This is a genomic window from Nostoc sp. (assembly GCF_036916985.1).
GTDB lineage: Bacteria > Cyanobacteriota > Cyanobacteriia > Cyanobacteriales > Nostocaceae > Nostoc.
Genome location: NZ_JBALFD010000071.1, coordinates 77,138 through 103,244, shown reverse-complemented (window position 1 = coordinate 103,244; position 26,107 = coordinate 77,138). Strand labels below are relative to the sequence as shown.

Below are 26,107 nucleotides of genomic sequence, written 5' to 3'. Positions count from 1 at the left end.
TTTACTTTACAAGGCAAAAGGCAAAAGGCAAAAGCAAATATAATTCCTTCTGACCTTTTAGTTTTCACCTGTTAATTTGTAGTTTCTACTGCTTTTAACACTCGTTGTAAAACCTCCTGGTAGGCATCCTCTACTTTTCCTAAGTCCCGGCGAAAGCGGTCTTTGTCCATTACCCGGCGGTTTGAGTCTTCTTCTGCGGTATCCCACAAACGGCAGGTGTCGGGGCTAATTTCATCTGCCAAGAGCAACTGCTGTTGTGAGTCCAAACCAAACTCTACTTTGAAGTCTACTAGGGTAATGCCGCACCGCTGCCAAAATTTATTCAGAAATTCATTGATTTGCAATGCTAGATGTGTAATTGCGTCTACTTGTTCCGCAGTAGCTAGTTCTAGCAGGTACAGGCGATCGCGTGTCAACAAAGGATCTCCTAACGGATCGTTTTTGTAATAAAACTCAACCAAAGGCTGTTTCAGAATTGTACCCACTGATAATCCTGTTTGCTGACACAAACTGCCAGCAGCAATATTTCTGATCACCACTTCTAAGGGGAAAATCTTGACAGCCCTCACTCGCATCTGATTTGGGGCAGGGCTATCGATAAAGTGAGTCTTTATACCATAAGCCTCCAACTGTTTAAAAAGCTGGCTGGAAATGCTACAATTTATTTCTCCTTTACCTTGGATGCTGCCACGCTTTTGGGCGTTAAACGCCGTGGCGTCATCCTTAAAATCAGCCAACAAGACTTCCGGATCGTCCGTTGTATAGAGAATTTTCGCTTTGCCTTCGTATAACTTGGAATTAACAGACATGGTGGCAGGTAAAGTTTTAGGCTATGGACAAGAGTTGTCCTTTGAGGCTTCACCATTTTATCTTTAGTTATTAACTATTAGCCATTGGTGATTATTTTAATGAGGGAGCAGAGAGCAAGGGAGAAGAATTTTCCCCTCTACACCCCGCCCCTGTGCCTCTTTCCAATGCCCAAGGCCTAATCCCGAATTTCTCACCACATCTCAATACTTGAATAAGTAATGAGTAATGAATCTTACTTATTACTTGTTACTTATTACTTCGCTCGTGAGGTTCGCTAGTGGGAGAGTTCAATCTGCCAGGTTCAATCCCTTCTCTCATGCGTGAGAAATGCGGGCTAATGCCCTCTTGTTGGTAATTCTTCAGTAGCTAGTTGCCAGAGATTCAGAACTAAATCTCTAACTTTTAACAGAGGACAATTTGCTTTTCTACATAGTATATTTACTTAAGTAAGTTTATTGGTAAAATTGTAATTATTATTGCAAATATAATTTTGCTAAGATATCTGGGTATGTTTTATTATGTATCTAATTGTTTCGACTGAAGTTGATTACAGTTTGAACTTCATAAATTAAGATGAGATAAATTGACAACTGGGAGGAAAGTCAAATGTTCTCTCTGGTTATTTTAGCAGAAGCTTTTTTGTAACATTTACAACAAAAATATTTTAAGATTTATCCTCTAGTCTCAAAATCTGAATTAACCAATTCCTGCATCACCAATTGGAAAAGGATTTGGGTGATTGGGTTTTCCCCAGTCTGACAAAAGAAAGATGAGGTTAGCTAGTGATTCAGCTTCAGAGATTCAAATAGAAGGAGAATTGAATAAATTGGAGAATAAAATAGTGAACAAGGATGATTTTCTCTTCCCTCGTGGTCGCTACTACGGTCAGGTAAAGCCAGAAAACTTGGTTTTTAATGCAAATCTACAGGAATTTGCTCAACGTGTCAGCTACATTTGCAACTTAGAAACAGGTGGAAAACTACCTCCAGGTGCAGCTTACGAACAAATAAAGGATCTATGGAAACAGTTGAAACGCTCAAAAAAAGAGCTAGGAATTGGCGAAGCTCCGTTTCAGGATGATCAGGGAGAGGCTAAAGGTTAAAGGAGAGACACGAGGTCTGGCGTAGAGATAAGGGGGATGAGGGAGATAAACAAAACTCTTAACTCAGCACTCAGTACTCAGCACTCCTAACGCCCAATGCCCTATTTAGAAAGCATTGTCCAGACACCATCCCAAGACTCTGGGGGCGGGGTTTGTTGATAATTACGCGCACGTTCTAGGTGTATATCAACAGCTTGGTCTTGGGGTTGGATGCATTTGGCGGCTTCAAAACAGGCGATCGCTTGTGAGAAGTTGCGCGATAAATAAGCAGCGCGTCCAGTATGATAATGAAACAAAAACTCTTGAGTGTTGGTATCTAGGGGAGTAGTGCGATCGCCAATTAACTCGTAGATATTCACCGCCTGGTGTTTCCCTTTGACACGAATTTTATCTAACTGGCGCACCCAAATGCGATCGCTGCACAATTGGTAAGTAAATTCGCTTAAAATAATGTCACAACCATAATCCTTTGTTACCGCCTCTAAGCGCGAACTCAAATTTACACCATCTCCAATGACGGTGTAATCCATTCGTTTGCGGGAACCAATATTACCCGAAACCACATCCCCAGAACTAATCCCAATACCAATACGAATTTGTGGTTGCGCCTGGATAATTCGCCGCTGGTTAAATTCCTCCAAGCGTTGTCGCATATCCAACGCGGACTGTACAGCCCTCCAAGCATGATTTTCTGTAAGTGGTAGCGGCGCACCAAATACCGCCATTAAGGCATCCCCAATAAATTTATCGAGAGTACCTTCGTGGTTAAAAACCGCCTCTACCATCGTTTCAAAATACTGATTTAGCAGCAACACCACCTCAGCTGCACCAAGATTTTCCGTGAGTGTTGTGTAGCCCCGGATATCAGAAAATAAGATGGTTACTTCTTTGCGCTCACCTACCATTAAAGCATCTTCTCCCAGCGCCATCACTTGTTCAGCGACATGAGGCGTTAGGTAGCGAGACATGGTAGTTTTCATCCGTTTTTCCTGACTGATGTCTTCCAACACCACCAAACCACCGCGTACTCCGCCTTCTGGGTTAGTCAGGGGATTAACAGTGAGATTAGTACTGCGCTCTAATATTTGTACCTTATCAGTAGTGAGAAACTCAGATTGGGGAATCAGGGGTTGATTCCAGGGAATAAAAATATCGGGGTTAGTGCGATCGCGCACTGCTAAAATTGAATGCTGAGTCCTGAGAGTCTCACTTTTAACTCCTAACTCCTCACTCATAACTTGGTATAGTCCCACCATCAAACTTTGCTCTGGCACATAATGTTTAGCTCCAGTTTTGAGACTATCTTCTAGTCGCATTTGGAGATTTTCAATCGGTACAACTTCCCAAACTAGGCGGCCAATCAAATTTTGTTCCCACAAAAGCTTCTTGTTCTTGCTATCGGCGTCTCCTATCGGACAACCCAGCAACTCCAATGCTGCATCATTAATCGTGACAATTTGTCCTGCCATATCTGTAGAAATCACCGCATCTGACAGACTTTGTAAAATATCTTTTTGATACTGTTTTTCTAACAGTACATTTTCAAACAGACGAGCATTTTCTAAGGCAATTCCGGCTTGATTATTAAAAGCCCGCATAAACTCTTCATCAGAAGCAGTAAAACTCCCTTGTTGCTTATTAATTAATTGCGTAACCCCAATCAATTCATTTGCAGAATTAAATACTGGCAAACACAGAATATTGCGAGTTACATAGCCAGTTTTTCTATCTGTCGTTGGGTCAAAGCGGGGGTCTTTGTAAGCATCAGAAATATTTAAGGCTTCACCTGTAGAAGCTACATATCCAGCAATGCCACGGTTAGCAGGAATGCGGATTTCTATCAAGTTTGTGCCATCTGCCGCCGCTGCCACTTTCGTCCAGAGTTCGCTCATCTCTTTACGATATAAAAATAGTGTACTGCGGTCTGCCTGCATGAGAATTCGGGCTTGTTCCATGACTATCTGCAAAGTTGCTTCTAAATCCAGACTTTGCCCTAGTGTCTGAGTTGCCCGTAACAAAGCTGTTGCGCCTCTTTGATTACGAGCAGCGACATAAAAAGATTGGCAGCTTTCTAGAATAATACCAATAGAAGCGGCAAAGTCTCGAAAACGTTCTTCATCATCATGATTAAACGGAACATTCCCGGTTTTATTAGCTAGTTGCACTACCGCTACAGTCTTGTTTTTGCTACTAATAACGGGCATACATAAAATGTTACGTATTTTGTAGCCCATTTGTTTTTCAAGCTCTGGGCTAAATAGCGGATGAGTATAAGTTTCAGATATATTGAGATATTGACCTGTACTCGCAACATGACCAGGGATACCCACTGTAATAGGAATACGAATTTCTAAGAATTTTTGGGTATTATCTTGAGGAACTTTTGACCACAATTGACCTTTGTCATAGTCAACTAAAAAAATAGCTGTATGTTCTGCTTGGAGAATTTGACCGATTTTGAGTGTGATGGCTTCTAATACTTTCTCCAACATAGTTTCTAGAGCTTCATTATTGATTAGTTCAATAGCTCTCAGAAATTGTTGGAACTCAGCAGTTATGAAGTCAAGTAAGCAAACAAATTCGTTAACAGATAAGTCTTTAACGCGACGCAGTAAGGCGTGAGTACGATTAACTTGAGTCAGTTCAGTTAATGTAGCCAAGACGCTGCCAGGGTTGGGGAGTGTCATGGTAATTTTAGATTTTAGATTTTAGATTTTAGATTTTAGATTTTAGATTTTAGATTTTGGGCATTGGGCATGGTTATTTTTTGTCTCCCTCATCTCCCCAGTCCCTATAGCGGTTCTCAGTTGCATAGAATACAGACCTAACAAGAACAGCCCCTTCCCTTCTAGCGTTGGGGAGTAAAATTCCATTCCTCTCTCCTAAAAGGAGAGAGGAATGGAAGTGAGGTCAAAGTGTATTGCTTCCGTTCGAGAAACGCTATAGTCCCTAGTACCCAGTACCCGTCCTGTTATCTTGCCAACTGTTTAGAAAATATCACTTTTTGATAGTAATCTTGTAGCTGCCTGGTGGCAGCTGCCCAACCCCATCTTTCTGCTTCCTGGCGAGCATTTTGGCGGATGATATCTCGTTGTTGTTTTTGTTCCAAGAGACGAACAGTAGCAGCTAACGCCCCTTGAATATCTGCTGTTGGCTCAAAAAGATATCCATTTACGCCATCTGTCACAATATCAGGAATTCCCCCCGAACGGGCTGCTACAACGGGACAGCCAGCAGCCATCGCTTCTAGTAATACTAAGCCTAGTGTTTCTGTACGGGAAGGAAAGATAAAGGCATCAGCACTCGCAAAGGCAGAACCTAATTCTTGTCCCATGAGATACCCAACAAAATAAGTATTTGTGCCAGCAAAGTGTTTTTGCAATGCTTGACGGTGGGGCCCATCCCCAACTAATGCTAACCGCCCTTGGGGAATTGCTTCTAAAATTGGTTTGATGCGCTCAATTTCTTTTTCAGCCGAAAGCCGCCCAACGTAAAGTAGCAATGGACTTTCTGGATGATTTTGCGATAAGCGCGATCGCATCTCTACACTAGCTAAATCGGGGTGAAATAATTCTGTATCTACCCCGCGCTGCCATAAATCTACACGTTCAATACCGTGTGCTGTCAGTTCCTCCACCATTGCTGTGGAGGTACACAGATTCAAAGCTGCTTGATTATGAGCGCTTTTCAGTAATTCCCAAAGAAACCCTTCTAACATCGCCAAACCGTAATGTTGGAGATATTGGGGTAAATGGGTATGATAAGACGCCACTAAAGGGATTTTGAGGATTTTGCTATAAAATATACCTGCTAAACCCAAAACTGCTGGATTTACGACATGAATAATATCAGGCTTAAACTCTTCTAAAACATAACCAATAGCTGGGCGGGGTAATGCCATTTGCAATTCTGGATACAATGGCAGAGGAAAGCCAGTAACACCGTAAACTTTAGCGCCTTTGTGTTCTGTGATGCCTCCATCTGGGGCAATCACCAGCACTTGATTACCACTGCGCTGTAGATGGTCAACAGTATGGCGTAGGCGCGTTACAATGCCGTCAACCTTGGGTAAAAAGGTTTCGGTAAATAGAGCAATTCTCATAAAAAACTATTCAGTCCAGGCAGATAATCTCAGCTTTGCTTGCGTTTCGGTATCAAACACAGAATAGACTCTCTCCTGTGGTGTAATCAACTCTGCACAGTCAGATTTAATATTTTGGCGCTGTTTTTGTACAAAGTCCGAGATATCCTCAATGTTCACAATCCAATCTTTGGCGTAAGCAGCTAGCACTTGACCACGTAACCCTAACTGAATAGCGCGTCGTTCTAATTTTGTCCCAGTTGGGTGATGGTCTGGGTCCCATTGTAGGCGGACTTGTGATTGCTTCAATGCTCTTTGCCATATACTTTTATCGGGATAAAGTTCTGGAACGTAGCTGGAATGAACAGCCGCCGCTAAAATTTCATCAAAAGCTGAACGCTTCATCCAAATAGCTAACACTACCTCCTGTCCATTTTGTGTACCCCATCCAGAACGATACATCATCCAGAGGAAGTTAGGTTTTATCCAACTCATGCGGTCAAAACTAAACTCACCACCAAAATAACCATAGGTAGCGGCGAAGTTCCCAATAGATGGACGATACGCTTGATAAACAACAATTGAATGGTCGTCATATTGTGCTAAAATATGACGACCGTTTTCAGGCCAATTACTGACTTGAGTTAAATAAGCTTCTGTTATCAGCCGCACGCAGAGTTTACCCTAATTTCTGTGCCAAGAGACTTTAGGCAGAATTTGTTTGTGATCAACTCGTTTCTGATACTTAATGGCAAAGTTTAACAGAGAATCGAGTAGAGAATCAGAGAGCAAGTGAGGCTGTAAACCTAAATCGAGCAATTTGGTGTTTTTCGCGTTGAAGTAGTGTTCTTCTTTCTCAACTCTGGGATTATCTAAGTGATTGATTTCTACGTTCAATCCGATAGCGTTACCAGCTTTTTTCACCATCAATGCCAATTCGCCAACGCTGAATTGTTCGGTAAATTGATTAAATACACGGAATTCACCAGCTTCGGCAGGGTTAGCGATCGCTAATTCCACACATCTAACTGTATCCCGAATATCCAAAAATCCGCGAGTTTGCCCACCTTTACCGTAGACAGTTAACGGATGTCCAATGGCGGCTTGAATACAAAAGCGGTTCAGTGCAGTACCAAACACACCATCGTAATCTAGCCGATTAATCAATAGTTCGTCTATCCCCGTTTCTTCAGTTAAAACGCCATAAACCACACCTTGATTTAAATCCGTTGCTCGCAATCCCCAAATCCGGCAAGCAAAGTGGATGTTATGACTATCATGGACTTTGCTTAAATGGTACATTGACCCAGGCTGCTTGGGATAAGGTAGGGTATCCTTGCGTCCATTGTGTTCAATGGTGATATACCCTTCCTCTATATCAATGTTGGGTGTACCGTATTCTCCCATCGTCCCCAACTTCACCAAATGACAATCGGGGAAATCTTCGCGCATGGCGTACAGTAAGTTCAAAGTCCCAACTACATTATTGACCTGGGTAAGAACTGCATGTTCTCGGTCAATCATAGAAAATGGAGCCGAACGCTGTTCACCAAAATGCACTAGGGCATTTGGCTGAAATTGCTGTAGTGTTTTATGGAGAAATTCGTAATTTGTAATATCGCCGATGAACAAGTCAATTGATTTACCTGTCAAATCTTGCCAGCGCTGGAGGCGTTGCTGAATTAGTGCGATGGGAGTAAGAGTTTCGACACCAAGTTCATTATCCCAGTGCCGCCGCACCAAACTATCTAAAATTCCAACTTCATAACCTCGATTGGAAAGGTAAAGAGCAGTTGCCCAACCGCAATATCCATCACCACCAATAACCAGGACTTTCATCTTCACTAGTTTTTACTCGCTGATAGCTAAATTTATCAGGTTTCTGTCCCCTCTCAATCATCATTCTGGGGGAGATGTGGATTTTGGGCATTGGGGATTGGGGATGAGGGGTGGCAAGCTTTTTTATAATCTCCGTCATCTTCCTCATCTCCTTTATTCCCATGCCCCATGCCCTATGCCCCATACTCCATAACTCAAGACTTCGTAATTCGATACTGTTGGGCAATGTAATAAAACAAACGATAGTAATCTTGAAATTTTTGGCTCTTGCTTCGTCCCCGCAAATAGTATTTCACTTGACCCTGAGTTAGGGTCAGTGTCATGGAACCTACTTGTTGATCAACTTCTACAACTACCACCCCAGATACTCCTTGGGTGGTTTGAAAATTGGGTTTTATCTTTTTCACAGACTCTTGATCTGTAACAATCGAATTTGGTAACTGATGACTTGCCCATCCCCGAATTTCCACTGAGTTATCCTGTGCTGAAATAAACGCAATTCCATCATCATTTGCTGGGGCTGCTAAAGAAGTCCAGTTACTCGGATATGGAAATTCAAAGCCATAACGAGAGTTAGTATAAGTCTTCCAAGCGATCGCTCCAGCGTTAAAATCATTTGCAGTACAACCCCACAGGATTATTAGCAGGGCAATTACTCCGCTAACGCTGGCGGCAAACTGATAAATTCTTCGCCCCAAACTACAGGTTTTATTAGCAGTAGCCATTTATATTACACATTTCGCCAAGATCAATACCTTGCACAAAAAAAGCACTCATTAAAAGTTCAATATTCTTTCAGGATATTTACCATTCTCTTTTAAGCTCTCAGTAGAGAAGCTTATAAAGAGTGTTTTATCAGACAGTTTATGTACAGTGCATCTCAGACAGCCGAGCTAACTTTAGAGCTTTTTCACTTCCAAACCAACACTTTATAATTTCCAGCCATGTTTATAACCGGAAAGGTGTTCAACTTTAATCCGCTGAGGCTCCAAATCACTAAAAAATAAGCCAAGTCCGGCAATCATTACTTTATTATTGTTGGTTTAGCGATCGCTAATTCCCAGTTTCAGCCTGATTCATTAGCATCTCATCTCCAAATGTAAACAAATGTAACAAAAATGCCGTTAAAACGTTTTACTGTCTTGACAAGCAAGAAAAGAACCGATAACTTGATATACATACCCGGGTAAGACCGTTAAAGAGTTATATGCAAACGCAAACTAAGCAAAAGGTCACTTTGTATTTATCGCCAGAGTTGCACAGAAAACTGAAGATTCGTTCAGCAGTTGATTCCGAGCCAATGTCAGAACTTGCCGAGCGTGCCCTTGGTTTTTACCTGTCTAATCAAGAATTAGTTGAAGAGTTAGAAGATTCTAGTTATGGGCGGACTCATAGAGTTTATTCATGCCCGACTTGTGATAGCTCACTAGTATTACGTGATGGGGAACTGGTTACTTTAGGCAATCAACCAGGAGTAGTTGGTAAAGAGCATCTTTCTATTGATGAGATGGATGAAGATGAAACCAATCCCAAGGGTGAGGAAGAGTTAGTTCCTTGCTAAATAGATATTCATGATTCGGTTGTCTTTACCAGAAGCAATGTCTCTACTGTCTCTATAAGGTCTCAAGTAGGTCGAAGTATGAAAGAAGAGCTCAATATCCTAATTCAAGCTCAATACCCTTTAATCTACCTTGTGACCTCCGAGGAAGAGCGGGCCGAGCTAGCAGTTTCCACAATCGCCCAGTTATTAAAGCCCCAGCGCCGAGTATTTATTTGGACAGTAACACACGGGATTGTCGAATATGGTCAACCCCGGAATGTTACCCAACATAATACCGTATCTCCAGAGGCGGCGATTGAGTGGATAATTCGGCAGAAAGAACCAAGTATATTTATTCTTAAAGATTTACACCCCTTTATAGATGCGCCTGCAACTAACAGATCGTTACGTGATGCGATCGCTAGTTTCAAGGGTATGCAGAAGAACATCATTTTGATGTCTCCAATGCAACAAGTACCTATAGAACTGGAAAAAGAAGTTGTTGTTCTCGACTTTACATTGCCAGATATGGCTGAGTTGAACAAAGTCTTAACTCACCATATAGAGCAAAACCGTGGTCGTCGGCTGACAACAGAAGCCAGAGAAAAACTTCTTAGAGCCGCTTTAGGTCTAACTAAAGATGAAGCTGAGAAAGTCTACCGTAAGGCACAGGTAACTACAGGGCGTTTGACGGAAGATGAAGTAGATATCGTTTTATCTGAGAAAAAGCAACTGATTCGGCGCAATGGAATCTTAGAATACATTGAAGAAGATGAAACCATTGATGCTGTAGGTGGCTTAGAAGAGTTAAAAAGATGGCTCAAGCAACGCTCTAACGCTTTTACAGAAAGAGCGAGAGAGTATGGTTTGCCTCAACCAAAGGGGATGCTAATTTTAGGAGTTCCCGGTTGCGGTAAGTCATTAATTGCTAAAACTACTTCCCGGCTGTGGGGTTTACCACTGTTGCGGTTGGATATGGGGCGAGTCTACGACGGCTCAATGGTGGGACGAAGTGAGGCAAATCTGCGAAACGCCCTGAAAACAGCAGAATCTATCTCCCCAGCGATTTTGTTTATCGATGAATTGGATAAATCCTTTGCTGGTAGTGGAGGTTCATCTGATTCTGATGGGGGGACTTCAAGTAGAATCTTCGGCTCCTTCCTCACATGGATGCAAGATAAGAAATCACCAGTATTCGTGATGGCAACCGCCAACCGAGTAGAACGCTTACCTGGCGAATTCTTGAGGAAAGGACGCTTTGATGAAATATTCTTTGTCGATCTGCCAACACCGGAAGAACGGCAACACATTTTCAATATTCACCTGACGAAACGCCGTGAAGACATCTCTCGATTCGATCTTGAGCAACTAGCCAAGATGTCTGATGGCTTTTCTGGGGCAGAAGTTGAGCAAGCGATCGTTGCGGCAATGTATGAAGCTTTTGCCCAAGATCGGGAGTTCACCCAACTAGATATTATTGCTGCACTGAAGGCAACATTGCCGCTGTCTCGAACGATGCAAGAACAAGTAACGGCTCTGAGAGATTGGGCCAGACAGCGCGCCCGCCCCGCAGCATCCTCCGTAGCTGAATATCAGCGAATGGAGTTTTAAAAGCTTTCCTCTGCCATCCCAGGGGGAAAGGCTAGCTGAAAATGCTAGCAGTTATAAGAAAGGCCGCATCCTGTTAAGCGCGGCTTCGCCCAAAACAAACCGTTGTCGTTTTTCTCAATCTTCTCATTGGAGGAAACCCAAATGTCTCACTTTAGCACCCTGCGTACCAAAATCACCGATGCCGAAATCCTCAAGGCTTCCTTGCGCGACCTCGGTATCAGCGTAAAGACTGAAGCTGATGTCCGTGGTTATAACGGTCAGCGTGTCCGTTCTGACATCGTTGCCGTGTTGGAAGGCGAATATGACCTCGGCTGGTCTCGCAACAGCGATGGTTCTTTTGACCTAATCGCTGACTTGTGGGGCGTTGCTAAGAAGCACAACCAAACCGAGTTGATCAACTCAATCAACCAAAAGTATGCCGTTAACAAAACTTTGGCTGAAGTAAAACAGCGCGGTTTGCAAAACGCCAATGTGAAGTTGGTATTGCAATAACAATTTCTCTGCGCGTTCCCAAAGCTGCACGGGTTAACCATATAAATAGCGGTTAGCCCGCTTTTTTATCGGGATTGAGATTTATTTCTCAGTCCCGATTTTTGATTAGTCTAGTCAATACTAATTTAAAATTAGTAATTTTATTTCATCGTAGTAACATTGATGTAGTCAGCATGACAACCAAGCTTATTTTTAATTAACTTAAGAAGTTCTGCTTTATGTCGAAGCAACCATTCAGGATTGTTACTAGGGTACAAATATATGTTGTAAGTGTAAGTATAATACGCACTAACATAACCCCTTTCCGGTGGCGGAGAGGGGTTATGTTTTTACAAGAGCATGAGTTGCAAATGCTTAACCGCACTCATCTAGCAATAAATGTATTTTGGCACTAAGCTAATTTTTAGCTAATGAAGTTTAAGTTTTTGATAGTTATCTGCGATTTGCTTAAGCAGCTTTCGGATGCTGTCCAGACTTTTGCTTCCTTGAATGCGGTTCCCGTCGTCTGAAATCCAGCTTATGTTGTCAGCAGTATGTCCAGATGTAGCGCTTGCAGGATCGTCGAGTTTCAACGGGTTAAGATGACCAACTTGGAAGCTTGATTTGCCGTGCGTTCGGGTTGTTAACTCTGCCTCGAATTTTTCAAAGGACATAGGAATAAGTGTGATCGGGCATTGAAATACTGGCTGTGTATTAAAGAGAATTTTCTCTTGTTCAAGTGCTTGTCTTGATGTAGCTGGAAAACCATCAAAAGTACAAAGCTGTTCAATTAAAACGTACTCAATTTCCATACAAGTTCGGCGATTAGCAAATTGAACTGAGTGCGGATGTGTTTCCCATCGCTTTTCTCTGTTAGTTTTAAAATTCCCAGTTAAAGCACGGTCGGTCAGATAAGTTTTAATTTTGATCTTATCGCTCAGAACCAATTTGAAAAATTTTGCATCTGGGCTGGTTTCGCCTTGAGTCAGAAATTTTCGCAGCTTTAACGTGCGTAGAATTGTCTCAGTGTATGTCCAAGCAACATTACCAAGTTGATGTATCCTTGTAGTTTTGTCGGATATATCAGGCTTTGCAAGATAGTCGATAGGTGCTTCGTAGGGAAGTTGTGGGTGTTTGAAAAACAGTTCCAGGGTTTCCCTATGTTCTGGCGTTTGTAACCACTGATCTAATTTTGAAATAAGGTCTATGGCAATTTCAAGACATTCATCAAAAGAGCAATATCGTTGATCGCCATTTAGTTGCTCGAACCAGCGTGTTCGGAATTTAGTGGAATCTATTGTTGGAACCTTGACAAGTTCAATGAGGAACACATGTCGTAAAATCGCCCCACTGACAAAAGAGAGATACTTTTCACTGCCCAACTGTGCAGTGATAGGAATCATAAGCTGTGATATTCTGGAATCACTGCTGAACAATGGCAATGCAGCCTGATACAGATTCGTCATATTGAAGCGCTCTGCATTACAAGCCTGCTCAATAGACGTTTGAAGAGGATGCCTATTCATTCGGTCAAACGTTCCTCGAAGTCAACAATGAAGTTGAGCAATCCAATCCCAACTGCGCTGCACCACCGACGCAATTCAACAATATCCAATCTTCTTTCACCACGTTCACACTTACTAATGACCGATTGAGTTGTGCCAAGGCGTTCGGCTAGTTGTTCTTGCGTCAACCCAGCTTTTTTCCTGCTTTCTATGAGAACTTCTAGAAAAACTGCGTAATCCTTGGAAAACAAAGACTTTGGCATGTTTTGAAATACATTGCCTCATATCTTAAAGTCTGATTGTGAATAGTCCAAAATCGACTTTTTTAACGGTCTTAGTATCAGAATTATCTGCACTCGTTTCAGAGCCAGTAAATTCGAGTGGTCATGGCTTAAAAATACAAATATTTTATGAAGACTTGTTGAATAACAGTATCTGTTTTATTATTTAATTCAATCAGAATATGAAAATCAAAAGCTTTATCACATAAAATGAAAAATAGGCTTCAAAACCATGAGCAGTTGTCATTGCTGGCATCAGAAGCCAGTGAGGGCTTGGATTACAAAGAAGCTTACCGCCAAATCCGCAACTACCTTGCCGGTCAATATGTAGGAGCAACTCGTGATGAAGCACTGCTAACAGAGGTGATTAAGTGCCTCTTTTGCAAGTTGTATCTTATAAAACAACAAGTCCAGTTTGATAATAACGATGCCTTTTTAGTTGCCAAGCAGTATAGAAAAGCATTCTCAGAGCTACGTGATTTATTACCGAACTTGTTTGGTATACAGGCTATTTTTAGCCATGAAGAAGAATTATTGCTCGACCCAGCAAGCATTACGTATATCGATCAGAAACTAGATAAAATCCACCTCAATAACTGGAGTCGTGATCCTTTTGGAGATGCTTACGAAATTTTTATTGGTTCTACCATCAGAGGACAAGAGGGACAGTTTTTTACACCTCAGAATGCCGTTGAACTCTTGGTTTCACTTGTAGCTCCCAAGTCAGGGGAAAGATTCATTGACCCAGCTTGTGGAGCAGGCGGGTTTCTCAATGCCATAGCACGTAGTCTAGTTACTGCTGGTGTTTCTCCAAAAGATGTCTCCAACAGTGTTTTTGGAGTAGATAAAGATAGCTATCTTGTTAATCTCGCAGCAGCTCGCTTATCGCTAGTTACGCTCTCACCCGCCAATGTTTTCTGTGCAGACTCGCTTGCTTGGGTAGCAGAAAGAGAGAAAAATTTCGTATTGAAAGATAGTTTGGGTACTTTTGATGGTGTAGTAACCAATCCTCCCTTTGGCTCTCGTATTGTGTCGGTGATCAGCAATGTACAGAAAGTGTTTGATCTGGGTTATAAGTGGAAAACAGATAAGAAAACATCTAAATTTGTCAAATCTGATATACTTCAAAACTCCGTTCCACCACAAGTACTTTTTGTTGAACGCTGCCTCTCTCTGGTAAGAGCTAATGGACGCATCGGTATGGTTGTTCCAGAAAGCCTTATATCTAGTAAAAACTATCGATATGTTATTAATTACATTAGAGAATATGCACACATCAAAGCAGTATTGGGGATGCCAGAGTCTCTTTTTAAAATTTCAGGGAAGGGAGGAACTCACACTAAAACCTGCTTAGTTCTTTTTCAAAAGAAGCCAGATAGGGAATTAGACGGTGGCAAGATCAGAATCTTCATGGCAGAAGCCAAATGGTGCGGACATGATAGCAGGGGACGACAACTTGGATGTGATGAACTACCTGAAATTGGTAGGAAATATCATGAATTTTTAAGCAATATGCCAAAAGAGTATACTCATCTGGGGTATAGCATCTCTGATAATCAAATCGTAGATAACGTTTTAGCTCCTAGATATTACAACCCCGAAGTTAATGATTCGCTGCAACTGCTTAAGGATACTCATCACTTAATAAAGTTTGGGGATTTAGTTTTATCAGGAGTAATAAAAATTAGTACAGGAGATGAAGTAGGTAAGCTTGCTTACGGAAATGGAGATATACCTTTTATTCGCACCTCTGACATATCTAATTGGGAAATAAAAGTAGATCCAAAGCATTGTATTAGTGAAGAAATTTATACGAATTATGCCAAAAAACAAGATGTTCAAGAAGGGGACATCTTGATGGTGCGAGATGGAACTTACCTGATTGGTACTTGTGCATTTGTGACAAAATATGACACACGTATTATTTACCAAAGTCACCTATACAAACTCCGTGTAACTGATCTTTCTAAACTCTCTCCTTATCTACTGCTTGCGGCATTAAGTTCTGTTCCTGTTCAACAGCAGATTAAATCCAAGAGATTTACTCAAGACATTATTGATTCTTTAGGAGATCGGATTAATGAACTCATATTACCTATTCCAAAAGACAAATTGTTACAGGAGAAAGTAACAAAAATGGTGCAGCAGGCTATTCATGAAAGAATTGAAGCACGAGAGCTAACAAGGAGAGCGTGCTTAGAGTTACTAAGTAACAATGCTATTAATTTTGATATCGGTGATAATTAGTGCGTAGGCCTAGGCCGTCGTAGACATCGCTGGACTGATTAAAACTCTAAAATCTAGCTAATCCCCACATTCCGCCCAGAACTTAACTTCTGGGCTAATAGATCCATCTGCAAATTATAGATTCTTACCAAGATATGTCGCTACTTCTGATTTAAATGTTTGAGAATCAACGAGAAAACATCTGTCGCCTCAATTCGATTTTCATCAACTAGGTGAGTTTGATGGGTGATAAATAGAGGCCCTTCATTTGGAGAGGTGGTAATAGTACCATGAGAGCCACGCACCAGGGAAGCATCCAAAGGAATCACGTCCATGAGGTAGCGAAAACCTAGTTGTTTCTGAAGTAACTTAAGAGCAACTTTTCCTTGAGGAAATTTAATTTGCGGATCGAGGAAAAGTTCTACAGGATCGTAACCAGGTTTGCGGTGAATATCTACAGTTTTAGCAAAATCAGGCGCTTTTGCATCATCTAGCCAATAATAATAGGTAAACCAAGCATCAGGTTGAGCGATCGCTACTAACTCTCCCGATCTAGAATGAGCAAGATGGTAGGCTTGTTTACCTTCATCATCCAATACCTGCGCTACGCCTTCGGTTGCTTCTAAAAGCGATCGCACTTTCGAGATATATGCTGGATCGTTCACATATACATGAGCAATTTGGTGATCGGCAACAGCAAAGGCAATACTAGCACCAAAATCGAGTAGTTCTCGCCCCAATTCTTCTCGTACAGCAATTAAACCATTTTCTCGTAATACACGGTTCAAATCTACAGCTTTAGAAACTGGCGTAATGCCATACTCAGAAAGAATAATTACCTGAGTATTACGTGCTTGATAATATTCAATTAAATCGCCACAAACAGCATCAATTTCTCGCAAATCTGCTTGAATTTGTGTTTGATTGTTACCAAATTTTTGCAGACAGTAATCTAAATGTGGTAAATAAACTAGTGATAGTGTCGGGCTGTAACGTTCCTCAATCCATTTTGCAGAATTGGCAATCCATTGGCTAGAACTAATGGAAGTTTTTGGCCCCCAGAAATCGAACAGAGGGAAGTTTCCTAAATCAGATTGAATTTGCGATCGCACATCACTAGGATGGGTATAAATATCAGGTAATTTTCTCCCATCGGCGGGATACATTGGGCGCGGCGTAATGGCATAATCTACAGAAGAATACATGTTGTACCACCAAAAAAGGTTGGCACAAGTGAAGTTTGGATCAATTGATTTAGCGATTTCCCAAACTTTGGGAGCCTGCACTAGTTTATTAGATTGTCGCCAGAACTTCACTTCACATTCGTCGCGGAAGTACCAACCATTAGCGACAATCCCATGTTCATCAGGCAATTTTCCTGTTAAATAAGTAGCCTGAACAGAACAAGTTACAGCAGGTAACACCGTTGCGATCGGAACTACTTGCCCTTTCGCAGCCCAAGAAGATAAAAACGGTGTGTTTTCTCCTATTAAGTTAGGTGTTAATCCTACGACATTTAGAATAACTGTTTTTTTCATAAACTTAGTTCCTTATTAATTTGCGGCCAGTTCTTTTAATACCCACTCATATTCTCGCTGAATAGAAGTCAGCAAATCTATTTTCATTTCTGATGGCAATACATCCCAAGTGTAAGTCTCAATTTCTAAATGTGAGCAAGCATTATTTGTCTGAAGTAGATGCAAAACAGTAGCAATATCATCTTGAGTAGATTGCAAAATTTGATAATCATGAATAAAAATTGGGACATGAAAATGAGTGCGCCATTCTTCAGCTAGAGATTGCTCTAAATGTGGTAGTGCAGTGATTAAGTCAGGATAGTGATGGAGTGTACCATCATTACGACGTTCTATTACCTGGTGAAGATAGGTAGATTCTGCAAAAGGACGTAAACGTTCAACTATCAAACTACGCTTCTCAACATCAGCAGGTATTTTTACTTTAATTGCTGCGCTGATTTGAATTTTGCCAATCTTAATTCCTGCCAATTGCAAAAGTGTAAATACAGACTTTGGCTGCTCATATTCCACTGAAAAATGACAGGTATCATAGCAAATCCGAACATGTTCTAGCAATTTAGTCTCTGCTAAACTCTGCTCAATATTTAGCTTTTCTGATAAATAATTACCGCCAATTGGCAATAACCAATTTTGATAGAAATCAATTATTTCTGAGGTATTTTCAATTAAACCATCAGGCTCAGGTTCTAAATCAATATGGAGTATCTTTCCTGTCTCTTCGCAGATGCGAATCATTTCTACAACAACTAGTGCTATATTCAAACAACTCTTTTTCAAAACTATCTCGAAGGTTGCTTGGTCTTTTTCCCACCAAGGTTTATAGGATAATGGTAGTGTAGAAATTCCGCCGTCAAGTTCTTCTGGTAATAGAGTAGCTAAAATTTGCGCCAAGTTTAATGTATAATTAACCCGTTCTTCGGTAGACCAATCTGGTAAATAAACTTGGTCTTTTACTACCTGTCGATGAAATCCGCCAAAAGGGAATCCGTTTAAAGTAAAAACATATAAATCTTGTTTAATCAGCCAAGTTTGGAATTGAGCTAAGTTATTACTTTCTAAAAGTTGTTTTGCGGCGATATCTGCTAACCTCAAGCCAATACCAAAAGGTTCTGTAGGCGATAAACGCGACTTTAGTTCAGGAATATAGGTTTTTAAATTAGCGAAAACTTCTAGCCAACTTTCACCAGGATGAATATTGCTACAATAAGTTAAGTGAAAGTTGCTATCTTTTGTGATTTTCATTTTTATGCCCCATATTTCATAAAATAATTAATCTGTTTTCTGAAGTTTATACAATTTCATCAAATATCTACCACATATTTATGGTTAGGGGCGCATAGATACGCGCCTAGAGGTTGTTTACTAGCCCTGGCGATTAGAAATCGCGGCTACACGAGACTTTACCCACCTCCGTGGGTTAAAAACCCTTGATTCCTCATTAGTCCACGGAGGTGGACTTGGTTTGTGTAGTAGCGAATTATATTCGCCCAAAACTTTTCAAACATCCTTTTATAACTGGGTATTCAAGTTTAAGTAACAGCAAATATTTGTGCTAGTTTCATCGAAATTGGTAGCAAGATTAGCACTAATAAACCGTAATATAAACCAGCAAAACCAGATGCAACAGTTGCATCTAAGACTATTAGAGATAAAACACCTATTTTTACGGCATTTCGGATATTTTCGGCTATTGGTTCACGTGCAGCTTTGACAAAATTAGGCAAGATTCTGACAGCTAATAAAACAGCGAATGGTAGTGCTGCAATCGCTGTATATTCTCCTAATAATCCTAAAGCTAAAACTGCCGTCAAAACTATTGCAATTAGCAGTAGTGCTAGTACTCCCGTAATCTTATTACCACCGTGAACTTCACCCTGGCTAATTGCGGTGATCGCAGCAATATAAAGAACAGGAATTAGCGCTAAATACCAACGTTCTCCGATGATTTCGGGTACAGCACTGACACCTAACAATAAATTACTACCACGGCACAAACCCATATTTAAAGGGCCAAAAAAAGGATGATGTTTGGCAAGTGAGTTATAGAGGAGGCATGAAAGAGTGATAAAAATAGCGATCGCAGCACTCAACGACGATACTTGAAAAGCAGCTATAATCCCGATTGCAAATAGTATACTTCCCAATAAAGTAGCATTTTGACGAGATACACGACCACTCGGAATTGCTCTATTTGGTCGTTCTTTTGCATCTAATTCGGCATCAAAAACATCATTAAAAACTATACCACCGCCGTATAAACCAGTTGTAGCTAATAACAACCAAGATAATGGAATTAATACGGCAAAACTTGCTTCTCCGTTAATTAATTTAGCAAAAATAACCCCAGAGCCAGAAGCAGCAAAACCAACAAGAATATCCGCCCAAGCAGTAACAATATTAGCAGGACGCATTAATTCTAGATAACCCCGCCAGCCTTGAAAATTTAAGCTTGCAACATTCACTTATCTGCCTCCGTGTCTACTAATTTCTCAAAATAAACTGCATATTACAGATAAATCAGATATTTATGCAATTCCCCACTCCCTACTCCCTACTCAATCAACACATAATCTGAAACTGATTTGATTCCTGGTTCCTGTCCCCGCAGCACAGAATTACCACTGAACATTTGACGCTGATCGACAGATTGGGGATTGAGCCAATCTGAAGCTTTCATTTGCCCCGTTTGACTGTAAGCAGCTAGGGCATTTTCATAACAAACTGCTCGCACATGTTCTTCAGGAATGCCTCTATCTAACATCAACTGAGCCGTTTTTGGGACTGCCAAAGGATCGCTAATACCCCAATCAGCACTACTATCTACAATGATCCGATCGCGTCCATACTTACGGACAACTTCTACCATTCTGGCGTTACCCATTTTCGTCTGTGGGTAAATCGTGAAAGCTGCCCAAAAACCGCGTCCTAATACTTCTTCAACGGTTTCTTCGTTGTTGTGGTCGATAACTACTTGTGAGGGATCTAAGCCATATTCAATACAGCGATCCATACTCCGACTAGCACCCACTTTTTTATTGCGATGAGGAGTATGAATTAGTACTAAAGTATCGAGTTCTTTGGCTAATTCTAACTGTTGACAAAAGTACTTATCCTCTGCTTCTGTCATATCGTCATAGCCAATTTCGCCAATGGCAACAACTCCTTCTTTACAGGCATAAAGTGGTAGCAGTTCCATAACTTCTGTTGCTAGTGCTTCATTGTTAGCTTCTTTCGGATTTAATCCGATTGTGCAGTAGTGCTGGATGCCAAACTGACTAGCACGAAACCGTTCCCAACCCACAAGACTACTGAAGTAGTCTTTAAATGAGCCGGCGTTGGTTCGGGGTTGTCCTAACCAAAAGGCTGGTTCAATGACAGCGACAATACCATATTCCCGCATTACTAAGTAATCGTAAGTAGTACGGGAACACATGTGAATATGAGGATCGATAAACATCATGGTTTTAATGATTGGGAATTGGGCATTGGGAATTGGGCATGGGGCATGGGGCATTGGGAATTGGGCATGGGGCATTGGGCATTGGGCATTGGGCATTTTCCTTGTCCTCCTCGTCCCCAGTCCCCAGTCCCTTCTATTTGTAAACAAAGAGTCGTTAGCGCAGATCGCCGCAAGCATCTCGGCTAAAACTGCTCCAAGTCAGATTACCTTGTTGAATGGATGACTGTAAATCTGGGTAATGAGAAAGTAATACTTGCGCTTGGGGTAAAGGAGACTCGGCACAAGCTAATGCTGCTGCTTTTTGCTCGTCTATAGCCCCATTAGCCAGTACTTTTTCTAAATCTGTGATGATGGCGCTATCGGCAAACCTCCCTACAGGTCGCCAAAGTTCTGGTGTAACTGAGCGTTTAGCTGCCCAGCGCTCATGGGCATAGGCTGCCAACATCTTCGCCAATTCTGGGTTAGCACGCCGATCTAGACCCCAAATTAGATGCAACGGACTGCCGACAAACACAGCCTTCAGCACCATTTGATTCCAAGCAGCATTATCTAAATAATTTGCAGGATAGGGATTGCGTAATGCTATGGCTTGAAATACATTACTCATATTGCTGCGAATTCCCTCAGCAGTACGGTGGCGATGTAATTCTGGATGTGGCAATAATGGCAAACTTTGATAAAGAACAACTAACTCCCCCATATCGGCAGTGGAGAAGAATTGATCGAGCGATCGCAAATACCCCTGAGTATCATCGTGGGGTAAAGCTAAAAGTAAGAGTGTGCGACCTGCTTGATCTACACTCCAATGAGCAGGATACCAACCGGGAATTACATCCTGTGCTGCTTCTAAGTCCTGGAATGTTAGCTGCAAATCCTCTTTACCGAGATAGCGCGGCACGGCACTAAAAGCTGTAAAAAACACTTGTTCCGCAGCACCGCTAACAATCTGTGCCTGCTTCTGTTCCAGCCAGGCAAAAGCTTTTTCTGAAACAGACTTTAACAGCCATTGATGCAGTAACTTGTTTACTTTACTCATGATAAATTCAGGAGAAGTTGTCCAACTTCTTTATGACAACTAAGTATAAAATCTACCACTAAACTTGATACTTTGGGATTGAAGTAGTTAGCTCGTATTCTACTGAGATCATAAATTCACTGAATCTATAAAAATCTCCCGACTTTAAAGAAGATATTGTAAAGATATCATTTCAATTACATGAACACTGAATTATCTTACGGAAAAAACTTAGAATTCTATGTAATAATGATCCCCATTGCAGTTGCCAACATCAGATACAGTATAAAGTCTAGATAAAGTCCAGGCATTGATAAGAGTTGTAACCTAATTCTATTTTGACTTTATCTACTAAGGTCAAAGCACTTAAAAAGTGTGATTAGTTTAGTAGTTAAATTGGTCTAGTAAATCATTTAAATAATATTTAAGTATTTAATGGATTTATTATGTCCATTGTGCCGTCAACTCTAATTGCAGCAATGTATCTATTTACAGTTATTTCAAAAACAATAATATTCAAATGGCTATTCAACAAAAAACCGCTCTTAATCTGCAACCAATTAACCAATGTGTTCGGGTAACTTTCAATTATGATGTTTACTTCACTAAAGGTTTGTTTCAGCTAGATAATCCTTTACTCGCAGAAGTGATTGCCGCAGATGGGGAAATAACCCCAAAGCAAGTGCTAGCAGTGGTAGATGGAGGATTTTTACAATCCCAGGATGGGTTGCTAAAAAAATTATCAGCCTATGCCCAGCGTTATGAAGACGTGCTAACACTAAGCGGTGAACCGATAGTAGTACCGGGTGGAGAAGCAGTCAAAAACGATTCTAGATTTATAGAGCAAATTCATCAGCAGATCAATGCATCTGGATTGTGCCGTCACTCCTACGTATTAGCAATTGGAGGTGGAGCCGTTTTAGATATGGCAGGATACGCAGCAACAACAGCTCACCGAGGAATTCGACTGCTACGAGTACCAACAACAGTATTAGGGCAAAATGATTCAGGCGTAGGGGTAAAGAACGGCATTAATGCTTTCGGCAAGAAAAACTTTTTGGGTACATTCATGCCACCTTATGCTGTCTTGAATGACTTTGATGTTCTGACTAGCCTTGACGATCGAGATTGGCGATCGGGTATTGCAGAAGCGGTGAAAGTAGCGCTGATTAAAGATGCAGATTTCTTCAATTTCATTATGACTAATGCTGATAAATTGGCTAATCGAGACATGGACATAATGGAAAGGCTAATCTATCGCTGTTCTCAGTTGCACTTAGAGCATATTGCTGGTAGCGGCGATCCCTTTGAAATGGGTTCATCGCGTCCTTTAGATTTTGGACACTGGGCTGCTCACAAACTAGAGCATTTAACTAATTACAGCCTACGTCACGGTGAAGCTGTAGCGATCGGCATTGCTTTAGATACGACCTATTCATATTTAACAGGGCAACTCTTGCAATCAGAGTGGCAAAGAGTTCTAACTACACTCAAAAAATTAGGCTTTACTTTGTACGTATCGGCATTGACAGAGCAATTAGATCAACTAGAGCATCCGCATTGTATATTTAGGGGGCTTACCGAGTTCCGTGAACACTTGGGAGGAAAATTAACGATCACTCTTCTACAAGGAATCGGAGAAGGAATAGAAGTTAACCACGTAGATTTGTCTTTGTATAAAGATGCTATCTTGATGCTGCAAGGTTGGGAACTTTATAAACTGGGCGGGCAAGATGCCCACCCCACAAGAGTTAATTGAATATTTTTTTATTTGGAAGTCCCTTACACAAAACAAGCGCAAAAAGACACGAGGAAATTAGCTTTTAGTAATTTAAAGGAAAAGGCAGAGGAATTACTCGCAGTCCTTGAAGAAAATCCTTTTTAAAATCCTCCACCTTATGAAAAGCTGGTTGGTGACTTATCAGGTGCTTATTCTCGTAGGATAAATATACAGCATCGGTTGGTATATGAGGTCATCGAATCCGAGCAAGTGAATTGGGTTTTGAGTAAAGGTTAAAGGTTTTTTCTTTCCCCTTTCCCCCGCCCCTTATCCCCAGAGGGGGCCCCACCTTTCCCTTTTCCCCAAAACCCGACAAGTATTGACACAGTAGGGGCAATTCATGAATTGCCCCTACGATAGATGTGGTTCAAACACATGAAAACTGCTGTAAGCTATTGGACATTTAACTTGCATATTACCTGGAATTAAAACTCTTGTGGGGTGGGCGTCTTGCCCGTCCTAGTTACGCAAATTAGAAGTACATTAGTTTATCTCCTCAACCCCCCTTGGTGTTCACAATGAAAACCTCGATTTTCCCAAGCTTGCATATCTACTTCGGTAAGTTTTGTCACATTTGAGCATTGCGGTTGAATAATTTGACTTAAAATCGCCCAAAATAAGCTGCGTGTTACATCTAACCCAGTTTTAAGCCAAGATTCATTATTACCAGGGACGCCCAACTCCTGAACGATCTCTGACTCTACCCAAATACCATGAGCGCCCAAAAGAATCTGTGCGATCCATACGGCTCTAGGTAAATGACTTGGTGAGGTAATCAACATGACTTTATGCACTCCCCAACGCCGCAAAATTGGAATACCATAATAAAAATTTTCAAAGGTAGAATTCGCGCAGTTTTCTAACCAAACGTTTTGTAACTCTGCTAATTCCGCCTCAAAAATTAACCGTATACAGGGATCTGGGGAACCATGAGAAATTAAAATTGGGGTTTGTGGGTATTGTTTTGCTTGTTGGGCGACATAAGTCTCTCGACGAATACTGCCACCAAGCACAAAGAAGGCATCTACAGGCTGCAAGGAAGCAAAAACTAAGGTTATAGTAGTAAAAATCAGCCAAACACCCAGGATAACGTACAATCCGCTAGTTAGTTTTTGTAACAATTGCCACAAATTAGCCGATTTTTTTTTAATAGAAATTAATGATTTGATGGTAAATTTGCGTTTCATGACTTAGGTAAGAAAAGCTGATTTAATGGCTATATAACAGTGCTGCAATTCAGTGAGCAAAGTGCTATCTTATAAAAGTAATCGAGAATGCAAATATGACGCTAATCAAAGTGTCATAAGGTCAGTATGGGCTTCCGGAGAAGGCTAACAAACTGAGAAATGGTTGTTAATAACTAATGCGGTATTTTGGCATCATTTAACCATAAAAATGATGAAGGAGCATAGTTTATTTTGGGGTATAAAAACTTAAAATTTTCTGGAAAGCCTGATTGCTAAACTGTCAACAACACAATTATTCCAGCTAAGTATACATGAACCAATCTGCGAAAAGTTACTCACCGCTCCAAGTAGCCTTGATTGGTGGAGCGATCGCCACGACTGCTACGATGTCTGTATTCGGCCCTGCTTGGACTCGTGGTGTCCGTGCTGCTCTAGCCCTACAAGACAGCCCAAAAGTGATAGTTGACCAAGTTTGGCAACTGGTAAATCATGAATATGTCGATGGTAAATTTAATCAACAAGATTGGCAAGCAACCAGGCAAAGCCTGTTAAGCAAAGACTACTCTTCTCGCGAAGAAGCATACACCGCCATCCGCGAAGCTTTACAAAAGTTGGGAGATCCTTATACTCGATTCATGGACCCCCAACAGTTTGAAGCCCTGACGAACCAAACATCTGGAGAAGTTTCTGGTATTGGCGTTCGGATGGAAGTGAACGAAAAAACTCAGCGGCTAACTGTTGTCGAAGCCATAGAAAATTCTCCAGCGCTGAAAGCTGGGATCAAAGCAGGCGATGAAATTTTGGCAATTGATGGCAAACCCACTCTCAAAATGAAAGTGGATGACGCCTCCAAGTTAATCCGTGGCAAAGCGGGTACTCCCATCAAACTACGACTGGGACGGACGGGCCAAAATGCCTTTGATTTGAAGCTAACAAGAGCAAGTATTGAAGTACCAACAGTACGCTATACCCTCAGACAAGAAGGGAATCGCCGCGTTGGCTATATTCGTTTGCGAGAATTTAGCGCCCACGCCGCAGACCAAATGCAACGAGCCATCCGCGATTTGAATACTAAGAAAGTTGATTCTTATGTCTTAGATTTGCGGGGAAATCCTGGCGGGTTATTGCAGGCAAGCATTGAAATTGCTCGGATGTGGTACGATAATGGCGGAATTGTCAAAACAGTAGACCGCGTGGGCAGCAGTGAAGAAACTAAAGCCAATCGCACTGCTTTGACAAATCGTCCTTTGGCGGTCTTGGTAGATGGTAATTCAGCTAGTGCTAGCGAAATCCTCACAGGGGCACTCAAGGATAACAAGCGGGCGGTAGTTGTTGGTGGTCAAACCTTTGGCAAAGCCTTAGTGCAGTCAGTTCATGAACTCGCAGATGGTTCCGGCTTGGCTGTGACTATTGCCCATTACTACACCCCTGCGGGAACCGATATTAACCATAAAGGGATTACGCCAGATATCAAACTAGACTTGACAGAAGCACAAGAGCGTCAGTTGGCTTCTAATCCAGATTTAATTGGCACTAAGAGCGATCCGCAATATGCCCGTGCGATCGCAATTTTATCAAATAATAACTTTGCCCAGCCACCGGCAAATCAACCCACTCAACCCATGAGTCGCGCTGGTGACTTGAAATTTTAGTTTCAATTC

General features: G+C 41.4%; 23 protein-coding genes. 8 read left to right on the top strand and 15 right to left on the bottom strand.

Going from position 1 to position 26,107, the window contains the following annotated elements; all coding sequences use genetic code 11:
* Positions 1-71 precede the first annotated feature (71 nt).
* A complete protein-coding gene (gene purC / locus V7L07_RS24045; RefSeq protein ID WP_335061348.1) occupies positions 72-809 on the bottom strand; it encodes a phosphoribosylaminoimidazolesuccinocarboxamide synthase in 738 nt (245 codons plus the stop codon).
* Between the two features lie 827 nt (positions 810-1,636).
* On the opposite strand from purC, the gene V7L07_RS24040 reads away from it, so the two are divergent.
* Positions 1,637-1,912, top strand: a complete 276-nt coding sequence (locus tag V7L07_RS24040; protein WP_335061364.1) for a DUF7219 family protein — start codon at positions 1,637-1,639, stop codon at positions 1,910-1,912.
* Between the two features lie 101 nt (positions 1,913-2,013).
* On the opposite strand, the gene V7L07_RS24035 is transcribed toward V7L07_RS24040, so the two are convergent.
* The 6 genes from V7L07_RS24035 to V7L07_RS24010 form a co-directional block, all read right to left on the bottom strand.
* On the bottom strand, positions 2,014-4,599 hold the full coding sequence (locus tag V7L07_RS24035) for a GAF domain-containing protein (RefSeq protein ID WP_335061347.1): 2,586 nt from the start codon (positions 4,597-4,599) through the stop codon (positions 2,014-2,016).
* 284 nt (positions 4,600-4,883) lie between these two features.
* On the bottom strand, positions 4,884-6,014 hold the full coding sequence (locus V7L07_RS24030; protein ID WP_335061346.1) for a glycosyltransferase family 4 protein: 1,131 nt from the start codon (positions 6,012-6,014) through the stop codon (positions 4,884-4,886).
* A 6-nt stretch (positions 6,015-6,020) separates the two neighbouring features.
* Entirely contained in the window at positions 6,021-6,665 is a 645-nt protein-coding gene (locus V7L07_RS24025; RefSeq protein ID WP_335061345.1) for a DUF4291 domain-containing protein, read from the bottom strand.
* Between the two features lie 12 nt (positions 6,666-6,677).
* Entirely contained in the window at positions 6,678-7,832 is a 1,155-nt protein-coding gene (locus V7L07_RS24020) for an NAD-dependent epimerase/dehydratase family protein (protein WP_179069093.1), read from the bottom strand.
* Positions 7,807-7,971 (bottom strand): hypothetical protein, encoded by a 165-nt coding sequence (locus V7L07_RS24015; protein ID WP_335061344.1) that lies wholly within the window; start codon positions 7,969-7,971, stop codon positions 7,807-7,809. Before V7L07_RS24015 ends, V7L07_RS24020 begins: the two co-directional genes overlap by 26 nt.
* 55 nt (positions 7,972-8,026) lie before the next feature.
* On the bottom strand, positions 8,027-8,557 hold the full coding sequence (locus tag V7L07_RS24010; RefSeq protein ID WP_335061343.1) for a hypothetical protein: 531 nt from the start codon (positions 8,555-8,557) through the stop codon (positions 8,027-8,029).
* Positions 8,558-9,039: 482 nt separating this feature from the next.
* On the opposite strand from V7L07_RS24010, the gene V7L07_RS24005 reads away from it, so the two are divergent.
* From V7L07_RS24005 to V7L07_RS23995, 3 genes are all read left to right on the top strand, one after another.
* The gene (locus V7L07_RS24005; RefSeq protein WP_335061342.1) at positions 9,040-9,393 is read left to right on the top strand and encodes a hypothetical protein; all 354 of its coding nucleotides are present in this window, start codon (positions 9,040-9,042) and stop codon (positions 9,391-9,393) included.
* 78 nt (positions 9,394-9,471) lie between these two features.
* The gene (gene ycf46 / locus V7L07_RS24000) at positions 9,472-10,983 is read left to right on the top strand and encodes a stress-responsive protein Ycf46 (RefSeq protein ID WP_334730886.1); all 1,512 of its coding nucleotides are present in this window, start codon (positions 9,472-9,474) and stop codon (positions 10,981-10,983) included.
* A 141-nt stretch (positions 10,984-11,124) separates the two neighbouring features.
* Entirely contained in the window at positions 11,125-11,475 is a 351-nt protein-coding gene (locus tag V7L07_RS23995) for a DUF1257 domain-containing protein (protein WP_015136553.1), read from the top strand.
* A 407-nt stretch (positions 11,476-11,882) separates the two neighbouring features.
* On the opposite strand, the gene V7L07_RS23990 is transcribed toward V7L07_RS23995, so the two are convergent.
* Positions 11,883-12,920, bottom strand: a complete 1,038-nt coding sequence (locus V7L07_RS23990) for a hypothetical protein (RefSeq protein WP_335061341.1) — start codon at positions 12,918-12,920, stop codon at positions 11,883-11,885.
* A 56-nt stretch (positions 12,921-12,976) separates the two neighbouring features.
* Entirely contained in the window at positions 12,977-13,222 is a 246-nt protein-coding gene (locus tag V7L07_RS23985; protein WP_334694971.1) for a helix-turn-helix domain-containing protein, read from the bottom strand.
* Positions 13,223-13,450: 228 nt separating this feature from the next.
* On the opposite strand from V7L07_RS23985, the gene V7L07_RS23980 reads away from it, so the two are divergent.
* Positions 13,451-15,487 (top strand): N-6 DNA methylase, encoded by a 2,037-nt coding sequence (locus tag V7L07_RS23980; protein ID WP_335061340.1) that lies wholly within the window; start codon positions 13,451-13,453, stop codon positions 15,485-15,487.
* Positions 15,488-15,627: 140 nt separating this feature from the next.
* Here V7L07_RS23980 and V7L07_RS23975 read toward each other — a convergent pair whose 3' ends face one another.
* From V7L07_RS23975 to V7L07_RS23955, 5 genes are all read right to left on the bottom strand, one after another.
* The gene (locus V7L07_RS23975) at positions 15,628-17,004 is read right to left on the bottom strand and encodes an alkaline phosphatase family protein (protein WP_335061339.1); all 1,377 of its coding nucleotides are present in this window, start codon (positions 17,002-17,004) and stop codon (positions 15,628-15,630) included.
* A 15-nt stretch (positions 17,005-17,019) separates the two neighbouring features.
* Positions 17,020-18,246 carry a metabolite traffic protein EboE gene (gene eboE, locus V7L07_RS23970; RefSeq protein ID WP_335061338.1) on the bottom strand — a complete coding sequence of 409 codons (1,227 nt, stop codon included), beginning with the start codon at positions 18,244-18,246 and terminating at the stop codon, positions 17,020-17,022.
* Positions 18,247-18,533: 287 nt separating this feature from the next.
* Complete coding sequence (eboC, locus tag V7L07_RS23965; protein WP_335061337.1) at positions 18,534-19,466, bottom strand: UbiA-like protein EboC; 933 nt, start codon at positions 19,464-19,466, stop codon at positions 18,534-18,536.
* 89 nt (positions 19,467-19,555) lie between these two features.
* Positions 19,556-20,560 (bottom strand): TatD family hydrolase, encoded by a 1,005-nt coding sequence (locus V7L07_RS23960; RefSeq protein WP_335061336.1) that lies wholly within the window; start codon positions 20,558-20,560, stop codon positions 19,556-19,558.
* A 58-nt stretch (positions 20,561-20,618) separates the two neighbouring features.
* On the bottom strand, positions 20,619-21,500 hold the full coding sequence (locus V7L07_RS23955) for an EboA family metabolite traffic protein (protein WP_335061335.1): 882 nt from the start codon (positions 21,498-21,500) through the stop codon (positions 20,619-20,621).
* Between the two features lie 493 nt (positions 21,501-21,993).
* On the opposite strand from V7L07_RS23955, the gene V7L07_RS23950 reads away from it, so the two are divergent.
* Positions 21,994-23,238: a 3-dehydroquinate synthase gene (locus V7L07_RS23950; RefSeq protein ID WP_442936084.1), complete on the top strand. Its 1,245-nt coding sequence runs from the start codon at positions 21,994-21,996 to the stop codon at positions 23,236-23,238.
* Between the two features lie 147 nt (positions 23,239-23,385).
* Complete coding sequence (locus V7L07_RS23945; protein WP_335061363.1) at positions 23,386-23,496, top strand: type II toxin-antitoxin system YoeB family toxin; 111 nt, start codon at positions 23,386-23,388, stop codon at positions 23,494-23,496.
* Between the two features lie 251 nt (positions 23,497-23,747).
* Here the strand turns inward: V7L07_RS23945 and V7L07_RS23940 are convergent, their stop codons facing one another.
* The gene (locus tag V7L07_RS23940; RefSeq protein WP_335061332.1) at positions 23,748-24,446 is read right to left on the bottom strand and encodes a YdcF family protein; all 699 of its coding nucleotides are present in this window, start codon (positions 24,444-24,446) and stop codon (positions 23,748-23,750) included.
* A gap of 311 nt (positions 24,447-24,757) precedes the next feature.
* Between V7L07_RS23940 and ctpB the strand changes: the two genes are divergently transcribed.
* A complete protein-coding gene (gene ctpB / locus V7L07_RS23935) occupies positions 24,758-26,098 on the top strand; it encodes a carboxyl-terminal processing protease CtpB (RefSeq protein WP_334694961.1) in 1,341 nt (446 codons plus the stop codon).
* Positions 26,099-26,107: the final 9 nt, after the last annotated feature.